Below are 18,333 nucleotides of genomic sequence, written 5' to 3'. Positions count from 1 at the left end.
GTCCTTGTCGACTATCGTGTCGGCATGACCGCGACCGCCACCGCTCCGCCGACCTACGACGACGTGCAGGTCGTCGTGCCCGCTCCCGGTCCCGGCGCCGGCAACTGGTCCGGCGCCGCGAGCGCAGTCCTCGTCGACGGCGTCTTCTGGCTCACCTGGCGGGTCCGTCGCCCGCTCACCGACGGGCGCGGCGTCTCGGTCGTGGTCGCGCGCTCGGACGACGGGGTGGCGTTCGAGCCGGTCGCCGAGGTGTCGCGCGAGGCGTTCGGCGCGGAGTCCTTCGAGCGCCCGGTCCTCGTGCCGCTGCTCGGGGGCGGCTGGCGGCTCTACCTCTCGTGCGCCACGCCGGGCTCGAAGCACTGGTGGGTCGACAGCCTGACCGCCGACACCGTCGAGGGCCTGCCGCAGGGCGTACGGCAGCGGGTGCACGAGGGCGACCGCGACACCGGGGTCAAGGACCCGGTGATCACGGTCGGGGACGACGGCTACGAGATGTGGCTGTGCTGCCACCCGCTCGACGAGCCCGGCCACGAGGACCGGATGACCACGCGCCGCCTCACCAGCGCCGACGGCCTCGACTGGGTCGACCGCGGCGAGGTGCTCGCCGGCCGGCCGGGCGAGTGGGACGCACGTGGCGCCCGGGTCAGCGCGGTCCTCCCCGACGGCACCGTGCTCTACGACGGGCGCCCCGACGCCGAGTCCAACTGGTTCGAGACCACCGGCGTCGCCACCTGGGACGGCACCGCGCTCACCCGCACCGCCCAGCCGCCGATCCGCTCGCCGCACTCCGACGGCGCCTTCCGCTACGCCACCGCGGTCCCGCTGCCGGACGGCCGGGTGCGCTACTACGTCGAGGCGGCCGGCCCCGACGGCTCGCACGACCTGGTCACCTGCGTGCGCTGACCCCGCGGTCGACGAGGCGGGTCACGGTCGCCGACCGCTCGGCGTAGGAGCCGCGGCTCTCGGGCGAGAGCCAGTCCTCGAAGTCCTGGCCGGTGAGCTCGCTCAGCAGGCCGATGTCGTCGGCGTAGGTGTCGACCAGGCGCTGGCGGCACACCGCGTCGAGCCGCGGTCGCGCGGCCTCGCTGCGGTCGCTGAGCAGGCCGATCGTCAGCGGGTGCACGCGGCGCCAGACCTGCGGTGGCGCGAACTGGCCCAGGCGCGCACCGCCCCGCACGACCGGACCGAAGACCCGCGGGCGCCAGCCCGGGGGCACGAACGCGCGCGAGTTGTCGCGCGGGATGGTGTCGACCTGGCCCTCGCGGATCCCGAGGAACCGGCTGACCCGGTCGACCGTCGCGGCCGGCTCGTCGACGAGGTCGCGGTAGCGCACGACGAGGATCCGCGCCGGGTCGACGTGGCGGTGCAGGTGCTGGAGCTGCTCGCCGTAGCGGCCCAGCTCGCGGTAGCGCCAGAACGGCGCCCAGCCGGCCCGGACCCGCTCGTCCTCGCGGCCGAACGCGGTGACGAAGTCCGACTCGGGCTCGAGCCCGTCGGACCACAGGTGCATCCAGTTGCTGTAGGCGCGGTCGATCGGGTCGCGGACCACGGCGACCAGCCGCACGCGGGGGAGGTCCTCGGCGATCCGGCGGTGGGCGCTGCGGCTCCACAGGTAGAAGGGCGTGCTCTCGCCGCGGACCTGGTGCTCGGCGGCGGGCTCGAAGAGCGGGAAGTACTGCTCGGCCCGCCAGATCCACTCCTGCTGGGAGTGCTTGTCGCCCGGCCCGCACCACGCCGGTGGCGGCGCGCCGTCGCACAGCCAGTACTTCGGCTCCTTGGGGTCGCAGACGTAGACGTCGGGGTGCTGGGCGAGGGCCGCGTGCAGGGCGGTGGTGCCGGCCTTGGGTGCGCCGATCACGAGGAAGTCGGGGCGTGGTGCTCGGGTCACGGGTCCTCCCGGGGTGGTCCTTGACCTAAGTACACTAAGTCAGTCGACAATGTGGCGCCAGTGGTCCGAGTGGCCGGGATCTCGTCGCCGTCGGCTTCACCGCACGCGCCCGCACGCCCGACACTGAGGGTCATGAGCGCCCCCGTCACCGTCTCCGTCACGCGCCACGTCGACCCGTCGCACACCACGCAGATGCTGGCCTGGATGCAGGCGGGCACCTCGATGGCCGAGCGGTTCGAGGGGTTCCTCGGCTCGGGCTGGGTGCGCCCGAGCGCGGACTCGGAGGAGTGGCACATGCTCTACCGCTTCGCCGACGCCGAGTCCCTGGCCGCCTGGGAGGCGTCGCCGCAGCGCGCGTGGTGGCTCGAGGCCGCCCAGGGGAGCGTCGAGGAGAAGCGGCGCGAGCGGCGTACGGGCATCGAGGGCTGGTTCGACGAGCCGGCCTCGGTCGAGTCGCTCAGCGCCGCGCCGCCCGCGCCGCCGCGCTGGAAGCAGATGGTCACCATCTTCATGGTCTTCCTGCCGCTCAGCCTGCTGGCCAACTGGACGGCCTCGCACCTGATCGCCGACTGGGCCCTGGTGCCGCGGGTCGTGCTGGTGACGAGCGTGATGACGCCGCTGATGACCTACGTCTTCCTGCCGTGGATCACCCGCCGGATGAGCTGGTGGCTGCACCGCTGAGCGGTGCCGCGGCGCCCGGTCGCTAGCGCTGCCGGCCCTTGCGGGCGAGCCGGCGCCGGTCGCGCTCCTCGCGCTGCTTGGCCTCCCAGCGCTCGGGTCGGGCCGTGCGCTCCACCCACTCCCACGCCTTGAGCAGCGCGAAGATCCACGGCAGCAGCAGTACCGCGCTGAACCCCAGCGTGCGCAGCCAGGAGAAGTCCTCGCTGACCGTCCAGTCGCCCGCCGAGGTCTCGTGGACGTGGATGGTGTCGCCCTCGTCGGGCCACCAGAACCACCGGCTCTCCGTGGCCGCTGCGTGCTCGGACCCGTCCTCGAGGCGGAACGAGATGGTGCGGCCGTCGCGGTTGTTGCCCGTCGGCGCCCGGGTCCCGGGGCCCGAGACGTCGGTGATCGTGGCCGGCCGGTCGTCGGCCGTGACGTGGTCGACCGCGCCGACGGCGAACCACCCCAGCAGCGCGGCGCTCCCCGCCAGCACGGCCAGCGAGCACACCCAGATGACGAGCCGGTCCGAACGGCGGTTGCGGCTCATCGACCGTCGGTGTCGCGCAGCCGCTCGAGCTCGGCGTTGCGCAGGTCGAGGGTGGCCTCCTCGCGCTCGCTGCGCCGGCCGGCGTGGTCGGCCTGGCCGCAGGGTGCGGCGGCGCTGCCGAGCGTCGGGAACGAGATGGGCAGCACGGTGCGGTAACCCCCTGGTGACGTGTCTGCCTGTCACTACCCCGCGGGACGCTCCCGAAACCAGGCGACGCCCGAGGACAGGTCGTCCGGGCAGGGGTCGAAGCGGTCTTGCTCGGATGGGCGCGTGGACCTCGGCCTCGCCCCCGGCGACACCTTCGCAACCCCGAACCTCGAGCGGCCGCTGCGCGACGCCCTGCGCGACGCGATCGCCGCCCGCGCGCGTCCGGACGGTGAGCGGCGCCGCTGGTGGTCCCCGCGCCGCTAGGCTCGTGCCGTGGCCGATATCGACATCCCCACCGCCCCTGCGATCGACGGCACCACCCACGTGCACTCCGGGAAGGTCCGCGACCTCTACCGGATCGACGCCGGTGAGCACGAGGGACGGCTGCTGATGGTCGCCAGCGACCGGACCTCGGCCTACGACTTCGTGCTCGACTCCACGATCCCGGACAAGGGCGAGATCCTCACCCGGATGTCGCTGTGGTGGTTCGACCAGCTCGCCGAGCTGGTCGGCAACCACGTGGTGTCCACCGAGGTCCCCGCCACCGTCGCCGGGCGCGCGGTCGTGTGCGAGCGGCTCGACATGTTCCCCGTCGAGTGCGTCGCCCGCGGCTACCTCACCGGCTCGGGGCTGCTCGACTACCACCGCACCAACGAGGTCTGCGGCATCCCGCTCCCGGCCGGCCTGCAGGACGGCAGCCGTCTCCCGGAGCCGATCTTCACGCCGGCCACGAAGGCCGAGCTCGGCGACCACGACGAGAACGTCGACTACGAGGCCGTGGTCGAGGCGGTCGGCGACGACGCCGCGGCCGAGCTGCGGATGCTGACCATGGAGGTCTACGGCAAGGCCCATGGCCTCGCCCGTGAGCGCGGCATCATCCTGGCCGACACGAAGCTGGAGTTCGGCCGGCGGCCCGACGGCACCACGATCCTCGCCGACGAGGTCCTCACGCCCGACTCGAGCCGGTTCTGGCCGGCCAACGACTGGCAGCCCGGCCGCGCCCAGGAGTCCTACGACAAGCAGATCGTCCGCAACTGGCTCACGTCCGCGGAGTCCGGCTGGGACCGCACGTCCGGGGAGGCTCCTCCGCCGCTGCCCGACGAGGTCGTCGAGCGGACCCGCCGCCGTTACGTCGAGGCCTACGAGCTGCTCACCGGGGAGCGGTTCTGACCACCCGGCGGTTCTCGGCGAGCGTCGAGCTGACGGCCACGCCCGAGCAGGCCTTCACCTACCTCGTCGACCCGCGCAACCGCCCGAAGTGGCAGTCCAGCCTGCTGTCGGTCGACGTGCCCGACGACGAGGAGCCGCACCTCGGCCAGGCGTGGAGCGAGCTGACGGCCGTCGGCGTACGCCCCCATCTCGTCGTCACCGAGTTCGTCCCCTACCGGGTCTGGGCCGAGAGCGGGACCTGGCGTGGCGTGCGGGCCGACCTGCGGCTGCGCTTCACCGCCCGCGGCACCGGCTGCCGGGTGCAGGCCGAGGGCGAGGTCAGCGGCTCGGGGCTCTACGCCGCCGCAGCGCTGAGCTCGGGCCTGGTCGCCGGGCGGGCCATCGGCGCCGACCTCCGCAAGGCCGGCCGGCTCATCGCCGCGCAGCACGGCGGGTGACGTGGCTCACGACCGCTGAGTAGGTTGTTCGCATGCCGAACCTCTCCTCGCTGCTCGAAGGGTCCGCCCAGGCCCACCCGGACCGTACGGCCGTCGTGCTCGGCGACACCCGCCTGACCTATGCGCAGGTCGACGCGGGCGCCAGCCAGGTCGCCAACCTGCTGGTCTCGCGCGGCATCGAGCCGGGCGACAAGGTCGCGCTGAGCTGCCCGAACCTGCCGTACTTCCCGATCGTCTACTACGGGATCCTCAAGGCCGGTGCGACGGTCGTCCCGCTCAACGTGCTGCTCAAGGGTCGGGAGGTGGCCTACCACCTCGACGACTCCGACGCGAAGGCGTACTTCTGCTTCCAGGGCACGCCCGAGCTGCCGATCGGCACCGAGGGCCACGCCGGCTTCGAGCAGACCGAGGGCTGCGAGCACTTCTTCCTGATCACGGCCGACCCGGCGGCGGAGTCGCCGATCGAGGGCGCGCAGACCCTCGGCCAGGCCCTGAAGGGCCAGTCGCCGGTCTTCGAGACCCGGGAGGTCGGCGCCGACGACACCGCCGTCATCCTCTACACCTCCGGCACCACGGGCCAGCCCAAGGGTGCGGAGCTGATGCACCGCAACATGATCTCGAACGCGCTCGCCAGCGACGCCCTCTTCGGCGCGGACGCCGACAACCCCGACACGCTCCTGTGCGTGCTGCCGCTGTTCCACTCGTTCGGCCAGACGGTGATCATGAACGCCGGCTTCGCCTTCGGCGGCACCGTCGTGCTGCTGCCGCGCTTCGAGGCCGGGCCCGCGCTGGCGCTGATGGACCGCGAGGACGTCACCTTCTTCGCCGGCGTCCCGACGATGTACTGGGGGCTGCTCGGCGCGCTCGACGACTCCGGCGTCGACGTGAAGAAGCTGGCCGGGACGCTGCGCGTGGCCGCGGCCGGGGGCTCGGCGCTGCCGGTCGAGGTCCACAAGGAGTTCGAGCGCCGCTTCGGCGTCACCATCCTCGAGGGCTACGGGCTCTCCGAGACCTCGCCCGTCTCGAGCTTCTCGGTGTGGGGCGAGCCCGCCCGCGTGGGCTCGATCGGCAAGCCGATCCCGGGCGTGGAGATGAAGCTGATCAGCCCCGAGCCGGGGGTGCGCGAGGACGTCGAGGACGCCGAGGACGCGATCGGCGAGATCGCGATCAAGGGCCCCAACATCATGAAGGGCTACTACGGCCGCCCCGACGCGACGGCCGAGGCGATCGTCGACGGCTGGTTCCGCTCCGGCGACCTCGGGCGCAAGGACGCCGACGGCTGGTACTACATCGTCGACCGGTCCAAGGACATGATCATCCGCGGCGGCTACAACGTGTACCCGCGTGAGGTCGAGGAGGTCCTGCTCACCCATCCCGACGTCTCGCTCGCCGCCGTCATCGGCGTGCCGCACGACAGCCACGGCGAGGAGGTCAAGGCCGTCGTGATCCGCAAGGACGGCGCGACCGTGACCGAGGACGAGCTCGTGGCGTGGGGCAAGGAGCAGATGGCGGGCTACAAGTACCCCCGCATCGTGCAGTTCGTCGACGCGCTCCCGATGACCGCGACCGGCAAGATCCTCAAGCGCGAGCTGAGCTGATGCGCGCCCTGCTCGTCGCCCTCGGCGTGCTGATGGTCCTCGCCGGCGCGGTGTGGACCGGCCAGGGCCTCGGCTACATCGGCGGCAGCCCGATGACCGACCAGACCACCTGGGCGATCATCGGCCCGCTCGTGGCCGGGCTGGGCGTCGCGCTGGTGGTGACCGCGGCCCGACGCCGGGAGTGAGGCCCGCGCGCGAGCCCGGGGCGTACGGCTCGGGGGAGGCTCACTAGACTCGGGACCGCCCCGTCATCGTCCTGCACCAGGAGCCTCCCGTGGCCAGAGTCGTCGTCGACGTCATGCCCAAGCCCGAGATCCTCGACCCCCAGGGCAAGGCAGTGCTCGGCGCGCTGCCCCGCCTCGGCTTCGCCGGCGTCACCGACGTCCGGCAGGGCAAGCGGTTCGAGCTCGAGATCGACGGCGAGATCACCGACGAGGTGCTCGCCGCGGTCGACGAGATGGCCGAGACGCTCCTGTCGAACCCCGTGATCGAGAACTACGAGGTCCACGTCGAGGACCGCTCCGTGGCCGAGGTCGCGGCCGAGGCCGGTCGCTGATGCGCGTCGGCGTCGTCACCTTCCCGGGCTCCCTCGACGACGGCGACGCCCGCCGCGCCGTCACCATCGGCGGCAACGAGGCGGTGGCGCTGTGGCACGGCGACGACGACCTCCGCGGCGTCGACGCGGTCGTCCTCCCCGGCGGCTTCTCCTACGGCGACTACCTGCGCTGCGGCGCCATCTCCCGCTTCGCGCCGGTGATGACGGCGGTCGTCGAGGCGGCCGGCAAGGGACTTCCGGTGCTCGGCATCTGCAACGGCTTCCAGATCCTCTGCGAGTCCCACCTGCTGCCCGGCGCGCTGATCCGCAACGACCACCGCAAGTTCGTCTGCCGCGACCAGCGGCTCCGCATCGAGCGCGTCGACACCCCGTGGACCTCGGCGTACGCCCCGGGCGCGGAGGTGACGATCGTGCTCAAGAACGGCGAGGGCGGCTTCGTCGCCGACGAGGCGACCCTCGACCGGCTCGAGGGGGAGGGTCGCGTGGTCGCCCGCTACCTCGACGACAACCCGAACGGCTCGCTGCGCGACATCGCCGGCATCTCCAACGAGCGCGGCAACGTCGTCGGCCTGATGCCCCACCCCGAGCACGCGGTCGAGGACCTCACCGGTCCCGGGACCGACGGGCTCGGCTTCTTCACCTCGCTCGTGGAGCGTTCCTTCGCATGAGCCCCACCCGTCTCTACCGCCTGGTCGCCCGCGCCGAGGCCGTCACCTGGGCGCTGCTGCTGACCGGCATGTTCCTCAAGTACGTCACCGAGACGACCGAGCTCGGCGTCCAGGTCTTCGGCATGGTCCACGGCGTCGTCTTCATCGCCTACTGCCTGACCACGGTGCTGCTGTGGGTCGACCAGTCGTGGTCGACCGGACGCCTGGTCGCCGGCCTCGCCGCGGCGGTCCCGCCGTTCGCGACGATCCCCTTCGAGCTCAGCGCCGAGCGCCGGAGCCTGCTCGGCGACAGCTGGCGGCTGCGCAGCCAGGCGCCGCACGGCCTCGTCGAGCGGCTCGCCGCGTGGCTGGTGCGCCGCCCCGCGCAGGGTGCGCTCGCCGGCGTGGTCGCCGTCGCCGGGCTGACCGCCGTCGCGCTGGTCCTCGGCCCGCCTGCCTGACCTCGTTCAGCGATCCCCGGTCAGCCGGGGATCGCTGAACTTGTCAGGCGTTGCACGGCCTGACAAGTTCAGGAAGAGCCGGTCAGCCGGGGATCGCTGAAGAGGCGCCGGGGACGCTCAGAGCCCGCGCTGCAGCTTGTTCCAGGTCTGGGGCGTCGCGACGCCGGAGACGGTGATCCGCAGCCGCTTCTGGTACGCACGCAGCGCGGCCTCGGTCTTCGCGTCGAGCACGCCGGTGGCGCGGAACCTCCCGGCGCCGGCGGCGTTGAGCGCACGCTGGAGGCGGTGGACCGACTCGTCGGTGGAGCCGCGCTTCACCGTCGTCCGCGCGCCGGCCGAGAGCAGCGCGACCCAGTGTCGCTTCTCGAAGGTGTCGGTGGGCGTGAACTTCCGGGTCGCCTGCCACGCCCGGGCGGCGGCGACGGTCGCGGCGTCGTAGCTGCCGTTGATCGCGCCGGCGTAGGTGCCCTGCTCGGTGAGCAGGCACTGCAGCACCTTCACGCGGGCGACCTTCGCGGCGCCCGGGGTGAGGGTGGGGTACTTCCAGAAGTCGAGCCGGGTGCCGGGGCAGCGGCCCTCCGGGACGGGCTGCGAGCCGGCGCCGAGGTCGATGAAGTTGCTGTCGATGTTGATCGTGACGCCGCCCCAGGTCTCGTTGTGACCGCCGCGGTACTGCTTCATCCGGCCGCCCGGGCGCCAGCCCTCCTCGGGGATGTAGGTGGTCGAGGTGTCGGCGTTGCCGTCCCACCGCGCGATCCAGATCCGGTCGGGCAGCGCGAACTGGCCGGGCCGCTGGGTGCGGGCGTCGTCGAGCATCTTGATGCCCGAGCTCGCGCTGGAGTAGAACCCTGCGACGTAGCCCTGCTGCTTGATCCGCGTCACCCAGCTCGACACGAAGACGAGCGCGGACTCGCGGCAGGCGGTGTTGGTGAGGTCGAAGCCCTCGAGGTCGTACCAGATGGTGCTGCCCGGCCCGATGCCGTACGCCACCGCGTCGGCGGCGTTCTTGTCGGCCTCGGCGGCACCCTGAGCCGCGGCCGTCGCGTAGCCGCCCGCGGGCTTGTTGGAGATCTTGAAGTCGTCCTTGTAGCGCGGGAAGCGCGGCTGGCAGGACGCCTGCGGGCCGAGCGCGATCGGCAGGAGGCGCCAGCCGCGGGCGACCTGCGTGGCGACCCACGTGGCGCTGAGGTTCGGCTGGCTGCGGCAGGCCCGCGAGTCGCCGGAGATGTAGATGCCGACGGCGGTGAACGGCGACTTCTTCCACCAGGCGTCCATCGCGGACTGGGTCGGCGCGAGGCACTGGTCGAAGCCGTGCCCGGTGAAGTCGCCCGGTGTCGCGAGCGCGATCTGCTGGGCGCTCGCGAGGCGCGGGGTCGCGGAGCGCTCGGCGTGGGCGGACCCGGTCGGCGCGAGGGCGACGAGCGGCGCGGCGACGGTCAGCGCGAGGGCGGCCAGGAGCGAGCGCGCGGCGCTCGTCGGGCGGTGGCGAGGCATGGTGACTCCAGCGGGCGGGGAAGGTCAGACGGGGCGGCCAGCGTGGTGGCGCACGTCAGACAATCACACGAGTCACACGAGTCACAGGGGTTCCCGTGAACTACAGGCCTGTAGTTCGCCGCGGCTCAGGAGTCGCGGACGGGGACCTCGTCGAGCAGGAAGTTGCCGGCCGCCTCCTCGCGCTCGACGAGCTCCTCGAACGCCAGCGCGAGGTCGTCCTGGTGCTCGTCGACCAGCCGGGTGAGGTGCCCCTGCAGGAGCGTCGCGTTCGGCGACTCTCCCGCGAACACCTGCTCCCAGGTGTCCTCCCCGCCGCGGATCTTCTCCACCAGCGTCTTCATGTCCTCGCCCAACGCGCCGGACTCCGCCTGCTCCTCGAGGGCCTCGCGCTCCTCGTCGGTCAGCAGCGGTCGGGCGTTCATCTCCTCGACCGTGACGCGGAGGTCGGCCAGCGAGGCGCCGAGCTCCTCGCGCGCGGCCGCGATCTCGGCCAGCAGCTCGGCCTGGCTGCGCACCTCGCCGCTCACGCGGTCGCCGCCACGGGAGCGGCAGGTGCGACGGGTGCGGCCGGTGCGTGCTGCCCGATCGTGGGCGTCGCGACGGTGCGGGGGTCGCGGGTGGTGCTGCCGGGGGCGCCGGTCGCGGTCGGCGCGGTCGGCGTCGAGACGGGCGCCTTGTCACCGTCGAAGAAGTTCTTCACCGTCTCGATGAAGGACTTCACCTTCTGGAGGATGCCGATCAGCTTCATGATCGCGTGGTAGGCCTTCATCACCGCCTGGAACGCCTGCCAGACCGCCTGCACGACACGGGCCCACCCGACGCCGGGGATGCTCATCGTGGCCAGCGCCGACGACACCGTCTGCACGGCCGACTTCACGCACTGGACGACGGCCTGCGCGGTCTGCCACGCATCGCGGCAGATCTGCACGACGTTCTGCCCCATCTGCACCAGCTGGCCCGCCTGGGTGTCGAGCGAGCCGACCCACGTCCCGATCTGCTTCACCGCCGCGTCGGACGCGCCGCCCTGCCAGGTCTGGGAGATGGTGCGGCTGCCGCTCTCGAGGTTGGCGGCGACACCGCGCATCGAGGTGCCGAGCGCACCGAGGGACGAGCCCTGCGTCGAGGCCCCGACGACGTCGCCGCCGATCTTCTCGGCGAGCTCGGCGCGGATGTCGAAGCCGGTCAGCATCCGGACCAGGTCGCACACGGTGTCGTAGGGGAAGCCGAAGCTGATCCGGGGCAGGCTGGTCTCGGTGGGAGCGGCCCGGCGGATCGTGGTGTCGGCGACGTCCCAGAACTGGGAGGACCCGTCGCGGCCGTCGACGCCCTGCGCCTGGTGGCGGCGTACGACGCCGTCCTCGGTCAGCGTGAAGTCGCGGGCGGTGGCCTTCAGCGCCTCCGCGTGGTCGCGCATCCCGGTGCCGTTGTCGTCGAGCGACTGGTGGATCGAGGGGAGCAGCGCGTGGTAGGCGCCCATCATCGTCTCGAGGATCGGCCCGAAGTCGGTCTGCACGAGGCTGTGGCCGCCGTTGCGGGCGATGCCGGTGAGGTCGTCGCTGGCTCGCTGGACCTGGGCGGACCAGGCGTCGAGCTCCGAGAGGTCGACGGTCATCACGGCGTTCATCGCGGCTCCTGGGGGACGGGAACGGGCACGGGGTGTGCCGGGTCACGTTCCCCGTTCGCCGCGCGACCAAACCGGCGCCCCGCCGGATTCCTGCGTCCACAGCTCGCGATCGCGGTGTTTGGGCTCGCGTCGCACGGGTATCCCGCAGGGGTGAGCGGACGCGGACGCACCTCCTCGATGCAGGTCGAGCCCCACCGGCTGGTGGAGCTCGCCGCGTCCTCGGAGACCCTCCTCGCCGACATGCTCGCCGACTGGGAGGCCGCGACCGACGAGCTCTCCACCGCGTGCGCCGGCCTGGGCGACGCCACCGGCACGGCCAACCTCACCTCGGCCTACGGCGACGCGCTCACCGAGGCGGGCGAGGTCGTCACGTCGATCACCCGGAGCCTCGGTCTCGGCATCGAGGGGCTCGTGGCGGCGGCGTCCGACGCCGTGAAGGCCGACGAGACGGTCGCCGCCGAGCTCGGCCGCGCCACGCGCCAGGTCGACGGCTTCGGCGGCCAGCGCGGTCGAGGGGGGCACTGACGTGCCGGCCAACCCGTGGGAGCTGCGCGCCGACACGCGACCGCTCGAGCTGGCCGCGCAGCGCTGGACCGAGCTCGCGGACCTGATGGCCCACCGGGCCGAGGAGCTCGTCGTCGCCGCGCGCCGCGCCACCGACGGCTGGGAGGCCGCGGCGGCCGAGAGCTACGACACCCACCGGCGCGAGGTGCTGGTCAACCTCGACCGCTTCACCTCGCTCGCCCAGCAGGTCGCGAGCTCCCTGCGCGCCGTCGTCGAGGTCCTCGGTGCCAGCCAGGCCGAGCTCGACCAGGCGTGGACCGCCGTGGCGCTGGTGCCCCACGAGGTGGTGGGCGAGTCCCGCTACCTCGTGTTCCGCCCCGACCGCGACGAGGACCGGTCGCTGGTGAGCCGGGCACAGACCGGCGCCGAGGAGATCCGCGGACGGCTGAGGATCGCGCTCGACCAGGAGAGCGAGCGGCTGCGCGTGACCCGGGCGGACCTGGTCCGCGTCAGGTCCGCTCTCGTCACGCTGAGCGGCAGCGGGTTCCCCGCGGCGCTCGGCGCCCCGGGCGACTACTCCGGTGTCGAGATGGTCGCGACCGGTTCCACCTCCGTCCCGGGCAGCGCCCAGGCCGGTGTCGCCGCGGCCGGGCTGGCACCGATCGGTCCGATCGACGTCGACATGCCCCACCTGAGCGGCCTCTCCGGCCTGTCCGGCGGCGACGTCGGGGCCCTCGGTGCGGCTGCGGCCGGCGGGCTGCTGGGCGCCGCGCGGCGTCGTGGCTCGAGCGCCGCGACGCCGCCGATCGGCGGGATGGGTGCGGGCGCAATGGGTGCCCGCGCCGGCACGATGTCGCGCGGCATGGCCAGCGGCCGCGCCGGCGCCCGCCGACTCGCCACGCCGCGGCTCGAGGGGCCCGAGGGCGACGAGGCCCGCGCCGCGCGGGAGAAGGCCGCGGCGAAGGAGGCCAAGCAGGCCGCGCTGGAGGAGAAGCGCGCCGAGCGGGCCGCCCGCAAGGCCGAGCGTGCCGCCCGTCGTGAGGAGCGCGAGGCCGAGGACCGGCCCGGCGACGAGACCCCCGGCGAGGCGACCGACGAGACCCCCGACGAGACCCCCGCCCGGACCACGGTGGTCGAGCACGTGCCCGGGGAGACCGCGCAGGAGCCGCGCCGGTAGATTGGCCGTCGTGCCCGACACGAGCGCCGCCCCTCAGTCCGCCTCCCTGACGACGTCCGGCGCGACCGGCACCCTCGACACGGTCTCGGCGGCGTCCACCGACGCCGACCGCGAGCAGCCGTGGGCCGAGCTCGGCCTGAAGGCCGACGAGTACGCCCGGATCCGCGAGATCCTCGGCCGGCGGCCCACCAGCTCGGAGCTGGCGATGTACTCGGTGATGTGGAGCGAGCACTGCTCCTACAAGTCCACCAAGGTGCACCTCAAGCAGTTCGGCGCCACGGCCGAAGGCCACCTGCAGCACGGTCCGCAGGAGACGCCGGTGGGGCCGGGACGGTTGCTCGCGGGCATCGGCGAGAACGCCGGCGTCATCGACATCGGCCAGGGCTACGCCGTCACGTTCAAGGTCGAGAGCCACAACCACCCGTCGTTCGTCGAGCCCTACCAGGGCGCCGCGACCGGCGTCGGCGGCATCGTCCGCGACATCCTCGCGATGGGCGCCCGCCCGGTCGCGGTGATGGACCCGCTGCGCTTCGGCCCGCTCGACGCCCCCGACACCGCGCGCGTGCTGCCGGGGATCGTGGCCGGCGTCGGCGGCTACGGCAACTGCCTGGGCCTGCCCAACATCGGTGGCGAGGTGGTCTTCGACGCGACCTACGCCGGCAACCCGCTGGTCAACGCGCTCTGCGTCGGCGTCCTGCGCCACGAGGACCTCCACCTCGCGAAGGCGTCGGGCGTCGGCAACCAGGTCGTCCTCTACGGCGCCCGCACCGGCGGCGACGGCATCGGCGGCGTCTCGGTGCTGGCCTCGGAGACCTTCGACGCCGACGGGCCGGCCAAGCGCCCGAGCGTCCAGGTCGGCGACCCGTTCATGGAGAAGCTGCTCATCGAGTGCACCCTCGAGCTCTTCGCCGCCGGCGTCATCGCCGGCATCCAGGACCTCGGCGGGGCCGGGCTGTCCTGCGCCACCTCCGAGCTGGCGTCGGCCGGCGACGGCGGCATGCACGTCGAGCTCGACCGGGTCCCGCTGCGCGACTCCACGCTCGCCCCCGAGGAGATCCTCATGAGCGAGTCGCAGGAGCGGATGATGGCCGTCGTCGAGCCCGGCGACGTCGACGCCTTCATGGCGATCTGCGAGAAGTGGGACGTCGAGGCCGTGGTCGTCGGCGAGGTCACCGACACCGGCCGGCTGCACATCGACTGGCACGGCGAGCGCGTCGTCGACGTGCCCCCGCGCTCGGTCGCCCACGACGGCCCGACCTACCAGCGTCCGTTCGCCCGGCCCGACTGGCAGGACGGGCTCCAGGCAGACGACGCCTCGCGCCTGGCGCGACCGACGACCGGGGAGGAGCTGCGCGACACGGTGCTCCGGATGGTCGCCTCGCCCAACCTGTGCGACACGTCCTGGGTCACCGACCAGTACGACCGCTACGTCCAGGGCAACACCGTCCTGGCGCAGCCGGCCGACTCCGGCATGGTGCGGGTCGACGCGGAGACCAACCTGGGTGTGTCGGTGTCGACCGACTGCAACGGTCGCTTCGCCAAGCTCGACCCCTACACCGGCGCCCAGCACGCGCTGGCCGAGTCGTTCCGCAACGTCGCCACCGGCGGCGCCCGCCCGCTCGCGGTCTCGGACTGCCTCAACTTCGGCTCGCCCGAGGACCCGGACGTGATGTGGCAGTTCGCCGAGGCCTGCCGCGGCCTGAAGGACGCCTGCCTCGAGCTCGGCATCCCGGTGACCGGCGGCAACGTCAGCCTCTACAACCAGACGGGCGACACGGCGATCCTCCCGACGCCCGTGGTGGCCGTCCTCGGCGTCATCGACGACGTCACCCGGCGTACGCCGACCGGCTTCGGCGCCGCAGGCGAGCGGGTCTTCCTGCTCGGCGAGACCCGCGACGAGCTGTCCGGCTCGGAGTGGGCCCACGTCGTCCACGGCCACCTCGGCGGACTGCCGCCGGTCCTCGACCTCGCCGCCGAGCAGGCGCTCGCCTCGCTGCTCCAGGACGCCTCGCGCGACCGCGTCCTGACCAGCGCCCACGACCTGTCCGAGGGCGGGCTCGCCCAGGCCCTCGCCGAGTCCACCTTCCACCGCGGTGTCGGTGCGTCGGTCTCGCTGGCCTCCGTCGCCGGCGGCGACGCCTTCGTCGCGCTGTTCTCCGAGTCCGCGGCCCGCGCGCTGGTGACGGTCACCGACGAGCAGGCCGACGCGCTGGTCGCGCTCGCCGAGCGCCACGGGGTGCCGCTCACCCCGCTCGGCCGCACCGGCGGCGACACGCTCTCGGTCGAGGGTGCGTTCGACCTCCCCGTCGCCGAGGCGCGCGACGCCTGGCGCGCGACGCTCCCGGCCGCCCTCGGCTCCTGAGGCTGAAGTCCCCGGATATCCGGGGACTCTCGTGCTGTGCACCCGAGATCGCGGGTGCACAGCACGAGTTCCGGCCACGAAGTCGGGCAGACTCGCGGCGTGCGTACGAAGACCGCCGCCCTCGCCCTCGCGTTGCTCGCGCCGCTGGCGGCCGGCGCGCCCGCAACCGCCGGCCCGCCTGACCACGGGCGCCGCGAGGCCGACGGCCTGGTCGTCACCGGCTACGCGCTGCCGAGCACCCCGACCGAGGTGGTCGGCCGCGACGCCGCAGCGCTCACCACGGTGACCGTCGCCGCTGTCTCGCTCCGTCCCGACGGTGCGTCCCTGACCCGGCCCGACGCCCGGGTCGCGGCCCTCGTCGAGGCGGCCCACGCGGTCGGCCTGCGCGCCGAGCTGCTCGTCGGCAACTACAGCGACCGGCTCGGTGACTTCGACCCCGGAGCGGCATCCGCCCTCTTCGGCGACCCGGCGAAGGTCGACGCCGTCGCGGACCGGCTGGCCCGCCTCGTCGCGGCCGGCCGGTGGGACGGCGTCAACGTCGACCTCGAGCGCGTACGCCGCCGCGACGGCCACGGCCTGGTCGCGTTCGTGACCGCCCTGCGCGAGCGGATCCCCGCGTCCGCGTCGGTGACGATCGACGTGTCGGCCCGCACCAGCCGCTCGGCCTACCGCGCCGGTGGCTACCGGCTGGCCGAGCTGGCGGCCGTGGTCGACGCGGTGCAGCTGATGGCCTACGACCAGCACGGCCCCGGGTGGTCGGGCCCGGGACCGATCGGCGGCCTGCCGTGGGTCCGCGACGCCGTGGCCGCGGCCCTCGAGGAGGTGCCGGCCGAGCGGCTCGACCTGGGCGTCGCGGGCTACGGCTACCTCTGGCGGTCGGACGGCACCGGCCGGACGCTCACGGTGCGAGCCGCGCGGCGCCTGGTCGAGCGGGCGGGTGCCGCGCCCGCTGGCGCCCCGGCGCCGGGGAGTGGTCCGCGCGGCTGCCCGGCGGGCGCCGGGTGTGGTGGTCGACGCCCGCTCCGCGGCGTACGCGCCGACCTCGCGCGCGACCTCGGCCTCCGCGGCCTCGCGGTGTGGCGGCTCGGGTCGGCCGGCCCCCTCGCCCCACCGGCCCCACCGTCCTCATGAATCCCCGGCTGACCGGCTCTCGCTGAACTTGTCAGGCGTTGCACGGGCCGACAAGTTCAGTGATCCCCGGCTGACCGGGGATCACTGAAGAAGGGCCTCAGCTCGAGCGACGCATCGCCCGCACCCCGACGACCAGCCCGAGCACGGCGACGAAGCCGGCCCCGGCGACGCCCTGCAGGACGACGTCGGCCGGGAACGTCCCGGCGAAGAGCGCGCGCACCGCGTCGACGACGTACGTCATCGGGTTGAGCATCGAGACCACCTCGAGCCAGCGCGGCGCACCGTCCACCGGCAGCAGCACGCCCGCGGTCAGCAGGGCCGGGAAGAGGAGGGTCTGCTGGATCGTCCAGAACATCCAGTCCTCGCCCTTCGACGCCAGTGCGAGCGCGAAGGAGAGCGCACCCACACCGATGCTGAAGACCGACAGCACCACCGCCGCGGCCAGCGCGCCGCCGAGGTGCAGGTCGAAGCTGAACGGGGTCACGACGGCGACGATGATCGCGACCTGCATCAGCATCGGCACCACCTCCTTGAGCGCCCGGCCCACGAGCAGTGCGGGACGCCCGAGCGGCGAGACCAGCTGACGCTCGTGCGAGCCCGTCTGCATCTCCTCCATCAGGTTCGAGCCGGTGAAGGACGCGCCCATGAGCGCGGTCATCGCGACGATGCCGGGCACGAACCACTGCAGCGCCGCGCCGTCGGCCATCTCGGGCAGCAGCGGGGCGAACAGCCCGAGGAAGACCAGGGGCTGGATCATCGCGAAGACGACCGCCATCGGCTCGCGCCAGACCGGGCGCAGCTCGCGGTTCATCACGTTCAGGGTGTCGCTGACGAAGGTGCTCATGCGGCGACCTCGCTCTCGGTCTCGGTGGGCTGGGCGTCGGTGGTGAGGGATTGGTCGGTCTGCTGCGTCTCGCGCAGGCTGCGACCGGTGAGGTCGAGGAAGACGTCGTCGAGGGTGGGCCGGGCGACCTCGACCCGCGTCGGGGGTACGCCGACGGCGGCCAGGTCGGCGAGCAGCTCGCCGACCATCGTGGAGCCGTCCTTGACGCGCAGGTCGACGACGTCCGGGCCGGCCTCCACCCGGGCGTCCGGCACCCGGTCGAGGCGGGCCGCGGCGCGGGCGACCACGTCGGGGCCGGTGAACCCGAGCCGGACCAGGTCGCCGAGCCCGCTCTTGAGCCGGGCGGCGGTGTCGTCGGCGATGACGCGGCCGTGGTCGACCACGACCACGCGCCCGGCGAGGGCGTCGGCCTCCTCGAGGTAGTGGGTGGTGAGCACGACCGTGCTCCCGCTCTCGGCGTGCAGCCGCTGGACCAGCCCCTGGAGGTTGGCGCGGTTCTGCGGGTCGAGGCCGGTCGACGGCTCGTCGAGGAACAGCACGCGGGGCAGGTGCACCAGCCCCATCGCGATGTCGAGGCGACGGCGCTGGCCGCCGGAGAGCGAGGACACCTTGCGGTCGGCGACCGCGGACAGGTCGAGGTCCTCGACCAGCTCGTCGGCCCGGCGTCGGGCGTCGGCCCGGGACAGGCCGTGCGCGCGGCCCTGGCTGACCAGCTCGTCGCGGCCGAGCTGGCGGTGGCCGGCGCCGTTGCCCTGGCCGACGAACCCGATCGCGCGGCGTACGTCGCGCTGCCCGGTGACGACGTCGTGGCCGGCGACGGTCGCCGTGCCGGCCGTGGGTGGGATGAGGGTGGTGAGCATCCGCAGCGTCGTCGACTTCCCCGCCCCGTTGGGGCCGAGGAAGGCGACGAGCTCGCCCTGCCCGATCTCGAGGTCGAGGCCCTGGACGGCCTCGATGGTCTGCTTGCGCGAGGTGAAGTGGCGGGTGAGGCCACGGGTCACGATCGCGGGTCCGGTTGCTTCGTGGTGGTGGGTCATGCCGACGACGCTAGGGAACTATCAGGTCAGTTACTGTCCGCATTCG

Annotated in this window: 22 protein-coding genes; 14 read left to right on the top strand and 8 right to left on the bottom strand. The window is 73.4% G+C overall.

Annotation, left to right across the window (positions count from 1 at the left end; translation table 11 throughout):
* Positions 1-24: 24 nt before the first annotated feature.
* Complete coding sequence (locus tag LN652_RS11040) at positions 25-903, top strand: hypothetical protein (protein WP_230440680.1); 879 nt, start codon at positions 25-27, stop codon at positions 901-903.
* Here LN652_RS11040 and LN652_RS11035 read toward each other — a convergent pair.
* The gene (locus LN652_RS11035; RefSeq protein ID WP_230440679.1) at positions 887-1,888 is read right to left on the bottom strand and encodes a sulfotransferase family protein; all 1,002 of its coding nucleotides are present in this window, start codon (positions 1,886-1,888) and stop codon (positions 887-889) included. The genes LN652_RS11040 and LN652_RS11035 overlap by 17 nt on opposite strands.
* A gap of 132 nt (positions 1,889-2,020) precedes the next feature.
* Between LN652_RS11035 and LN652_RS11030 the strand changes: the two genes are divergently transcribed.
* Positions 2,021-2,569, top strand: coding sequence for an antibiotic biosynthesis monooxygenase (locus LN652_RS11030; protein ID WP_230440678.1), 549 nt, complete (start codon positions 2,021-2,023; stop codon positions 2,567-2,569).
* A 22-nt stretch (positions 2,570-2,591) separates the two neighbouring features.
* Here the strand turns inward: LN652_RS11030 and LN652_RS11025 are convergent, their stop codons facing one another.
* Complete coding sequence (locus LN652_RS11025; protein ID WP_230440677.1) at positions 2,592-3,098, bottom strand: hypothetical protein; 507 nt, start codon at positions 3,096-3,098, stop codon at positions 2,592-2,594.
* Positions 3,095-3,244, bottom strand: a complete 150-nt coding sequence (locus LN652_RS11020; protein WP_230440676.1) for a hypothetical protein — start codon at positions 3,242-3,244, stop codon at positions 3,095-3,097. Before LN652_RS11020 ends, LN652_RS11025 begins: the two co-directional genes overlap by 4 nt.
* 124 nt (positions 3,245-3,368) lie before the next feature.
* Between LN652_RS11020 and LN652_RS11015 the strand changes: the two genes are divergently transcribed.
* From LN652_RS11015 to LN652_RS10980, 8 genes are all read left to right on the top strand, one after another.
* Positions 3,369-3,509, top strand: a complete 141-nt coding sequence (locus LN652_RS11015) for a hypothetical protein (protein ID WP_230440675.1) — start codon at positions 3,369-3,371, stop codon at positions 3,507-3,509.
* A gap of 9 nt (positions 3,510-3,518) precedes the next feature.
* Positions 3,519-4,415, top strand: coding sequence for a phosphoribosylaminoimidazolesuccinocarboxamide synthase (locus LN652_RS11010; RefSeq protein ID WP_230440674.1), 897 nt, complete (start codon positions 3,519-3,521; stop codon positions 4,413-4,415).
* Positions 4,304-4,852, top strand: coding sequence for an SRPBCC family protein (locus LN652_RS11005; protein ID WP_329958492.1), 549 nt, complete (start codon positions 4,304-4,306; stop codon positions 4,850-4,852). Before LN652_RS11010 ends, LN652_RS11005 begins: the two co-directional genes overlap by 112 nt.
* 32 nt (positions 4,853-4,884) lie before the next feature.
* On the top strand, positions 4,885-6,450 hold the full coding sequence (locus tag LN652_RS11000) for a long-chain-fatty-acid--CoA ligase (RefSeq protein WP_230440673.1): 1,566 nt from the start codon (positions 4,885-4,887) through the stop codon (positions 6,448-6,450).
* Positions 6,450-6,635, top strand: a complete 186-nt coding sequence (locus LN652_RS10995) for a hypothetical protein (protein WP_230440672.1) — start codon at positions 6,450-6,452, stop codon at positions 6,633-6,635. The genes LN652_RS11000 and LN652_RS10995 overlap by 1 nt, the downstream gene beginning before the upstream one ends.
* Positions 6,636-6,724: 89 nt before the next feature.
* On the top strand, positions 6,725-7,006 hold the full coding sequence (gene purS, locus LN652_RS10990) for a phosphoribosylformylglycinamidine synthase subunit PurS (RefSeq protein ID WP_230440671.1): 282 nt from the start codon (positions 6,725-6,727) through the stop codon (positions 7,004-7,006).
* Positions 7,006-7,674 carry a phosphoribosylformylglycinamidine synthase subunit PurQ gene (gene purQ / locus LN652_RS10985; protein ID WP_230440670.1) on the top strand — a complete coding sequence of 223 codons (669 nt, stop codon included), beginning with the start codon at positions 7,006-7,008 and terminating at the stop codon, positions 7,672-7,674. The genes purS and purQ overlap by 1 nt, the downstream gene beginning before the upstream one ends.
* Positions 7,671-8,114 (top strand): DUF3817 domain-containing protein, encoded by a 444-nt coding sequence (locus LN652_RS10980; protein ID WP_230440669.1) that lies wholly within the window; start codon positions 7,671-7,673, stop codon positions 8,112-8,114. The genes purQ and LN652_RS10980 overlap by 4 nt, the downstream gene beginning before the upstream one ends.
* Positions 8,115-8,231: 117 nt before the next feature.
* On the opposite strand, the gene LN652_RS10975 is transcribed toward LN652_RS10980, so the two are convergent.
* The 3 genes from LN652_RS10975 to LN652_RS10965 form a co-directional block, all read right to left on the bottom strand.
* Positions 8,232-9,608 (bottom strand): glycoside hydrolase domain-containing protein, encoded by a 1,377-nt coding sequence (locus LN652_RS10975; protein WP_230440668.1) that lies wholly within the window; start codon positions 9,606-9,608, stop codon positions 8,232-8,234.
* A 125-nt stretch (positions 9,609-9,733) separates the two neighbouring features.
* Complete coding sequence (locus LN652_RS10970) at positions 9,734-10,135, bottom strand: hypothetical protein (protein ID WP_230440667.1); 402 nt, start codon at positions 10,133-10,135, stop codon at positions 9,734-9,736.
* Complete coding sequence (locus tag LN652_RS10965; protein WP_230440666.1) at positions 10,132-11,232, bottom strand: hypothetical protein; 1,101 nt, start codon at positions 11,230-11,232, stop codon at positions 10,132-10,134. The genes LN652_RS10970 and LN652_RS10965 overlap by 4 nt, the downstream gene beginning before the upstream one ends.
* A gap of 150 nt (positions 11,233-11,382) precedes the next feature.
* Between LN652_RS10965 and LN652_RS10960 the strand changes: the two genes are divergently transcribed.
* From LN652_RS10960 to LN652_RS10945, 4 genes are all read left to right on the top strand, one after another.
* Complete coding sequence (locus tag LN652_RS10960) at positions 11,383-11,757, top strand: hypothetical protein (protein ID WP_230440665.1); 375 nt, start codon at positions 11,383-11,385, stop codon at positions 11,755-11,757.
* A gap of 1 nt (position 11,758) precedes the next feature.
* Positions 11,759-12,913, top strand: coding sequence for a hypothetical protein (locus LN652_RS10955; protein WP_230440664.1), 1,155 nt, complete (start codon positions 11,759-11,761; stop codon positions 12,911-12,913).
* A 46-nt stretch (positions 12,914-12,959) separates the two neighbouring features.
* On the top strand, positions 12,960-15,275 hold the full coding sequence (purL, locus tag LN652_RS10950) for a phosphoribosylformylglycinamidine synthase subunit PurL (protein ID WP_230444726.1): 2,316 nt from the start codon (positions 12,960-12,962) through the stop codon (positions 15,273-15,275).
* Positions 15,276-15,374: 99 nt separating this feature from the next.
* A complete protein-coding gene (locus tag LN652_RS10945; RefSeq protein ID WP_230440663.1) occupies positions 15,375-16,406 on the top strand; it encodes a glycosyl hydrolase family 18 protein in 1,032 nt (343 codons plus the stop codon).
* Between the two features lie 97 nt (positions 16,407-16,503).
* On the opposite strand, the gene LN652_RS10940 is transcribed toward LN652_RS10945, so the two are convergent.
* Together LN652_RS10940 and LN652_RS10935 are read right to left on the bottom strand one after the other, a co-directional pair.
* Positions 16,504-17,250 carry an ABC transporter permease gene (locus LN652_RS10940; RefSeq protein ID WP_230440662.1) on the bottom strand — a complete coding sequence of 249 codons (747 nt, stop codon included), beginning with the start codon at positions 17,248-17,250 and terminating at the stop codon, positions 16,504-16,506.
* Positions 17,247-18,287: an ATP-binding cassette domain-containing protein gene (locus LN652_RS10935; protein ID WP_230440661.1), complete on the bottom strand. Its 1,041-nt coding sequence runs from the start codon at positions 18,285-18,287 to the stop codon at positions 17,247-17,249. The genes LN652_RS10940 and LN652_RS10935 overlap by 4 nt, the downstream gene beginning before the upstream one ends.
* Positions 18,288-18,333: the final 46 nt, after the last annotated feature.

The sequence above is a fragment of the Nocardioides okcheonensis genome, from assembly GCF_020991065.1.
Taxonomy (GTDB): Bacteria; Actinomycetota; Actinomycetes; order Propionibacteriales; family Nocardioidaceae; genus Nocardioides; species Nocardioides okcheonensis.
The sequence above is the reverse complement of the archived record's forward strand: the minus strand, read 5'-3'. Positions and strand labels throughout refer to the sequence as shown.

What these genes read in the sequence shown, in the direction of transcription:
- LN652_RS11040 (WP_230440680.1), top strand. Translation starts at nt 25, where the DNA reads ATGACCGCGACCGCCACCGCTCCGCCGACCTACGACGACGTGCAGGTC.
- LN652_RS11030 (WP_230440678.1), top strand. Translation starts at nt 2,021, where the DNA reads ATGAGCGCCCCCGTCACCGTCTCCGTCACGCGCCACGTCGACCCGTCG.
- LN652_RS11025 (WP_230440677.1), bottom strand. Translation starts at nt 3,098, where the DNA reads ATGAGCCGCAACCGCCGTTCGGACCGGCTCGTCATCTGGGTGTGCTCG.
- LN652_RS11000 (WP_230440673.1), top strand. Translation starts at nt 4,885, where the DNA reads ATGCCGAACCTCTCCTCGCTGCTCGAAGGGTCCGCCCAGGCCCACCCG.
- LN652_RS10995 (WP_230440672.1), top strand. Translation starts at nt 6,450, where the DNA reads ATGCGCGCCCTGCTCGTCGCCCTCGGCGTGCTGATGGTCCTCGCCGGC.
- purQ (WP_230440670.1), top strand. Translation starts at nt 7,006, where the DNA reads ATGCGCGTCGGCGTCGTCACCTTCCCGGGCTCCCTCGACGACGGCGAC.
- LN652_RS10980 (WP_230440669.1), top strand. Translation starts at nt 7,671, where the DNA reads ATGAGCCCCACCCGTCTCTACCGCCTGGTCGCCCGCGCCGAGGCCGTC.
- LN652_RS10975 (WP_230440668.1), bottom strand. Translation starts at nt 9,608, where the DNA reads ATGCCTCGCCACCGCCCGACGAGCGCCGCGCGCTCGCTCCTGGCCGCC.
- LN652_RS10965 (WP_230440666.1), bottom strand. Translation starts at nt 11,232, where the DNA reads ATGAACGCCGTGATGACCGTCGACCTCTCGGAGCTCGACGCCTGGTCC.
- LN652_RS10940 (WP_230440662.1), bottom strand. Translation starts at nt 17,250, where the DNA reads ATGAGCACCTTCGTCAGCGACACCCTGAACGTGATGAACCGCGAGCTG.
- LN652_RS10935 (WP_230440661.1), bottom strand. Translation starts at nt 18,287, where the DNA reads ATGACCCACCACCACGAAGCAACCGGACCCGCGATCGTGACCCGTGGC.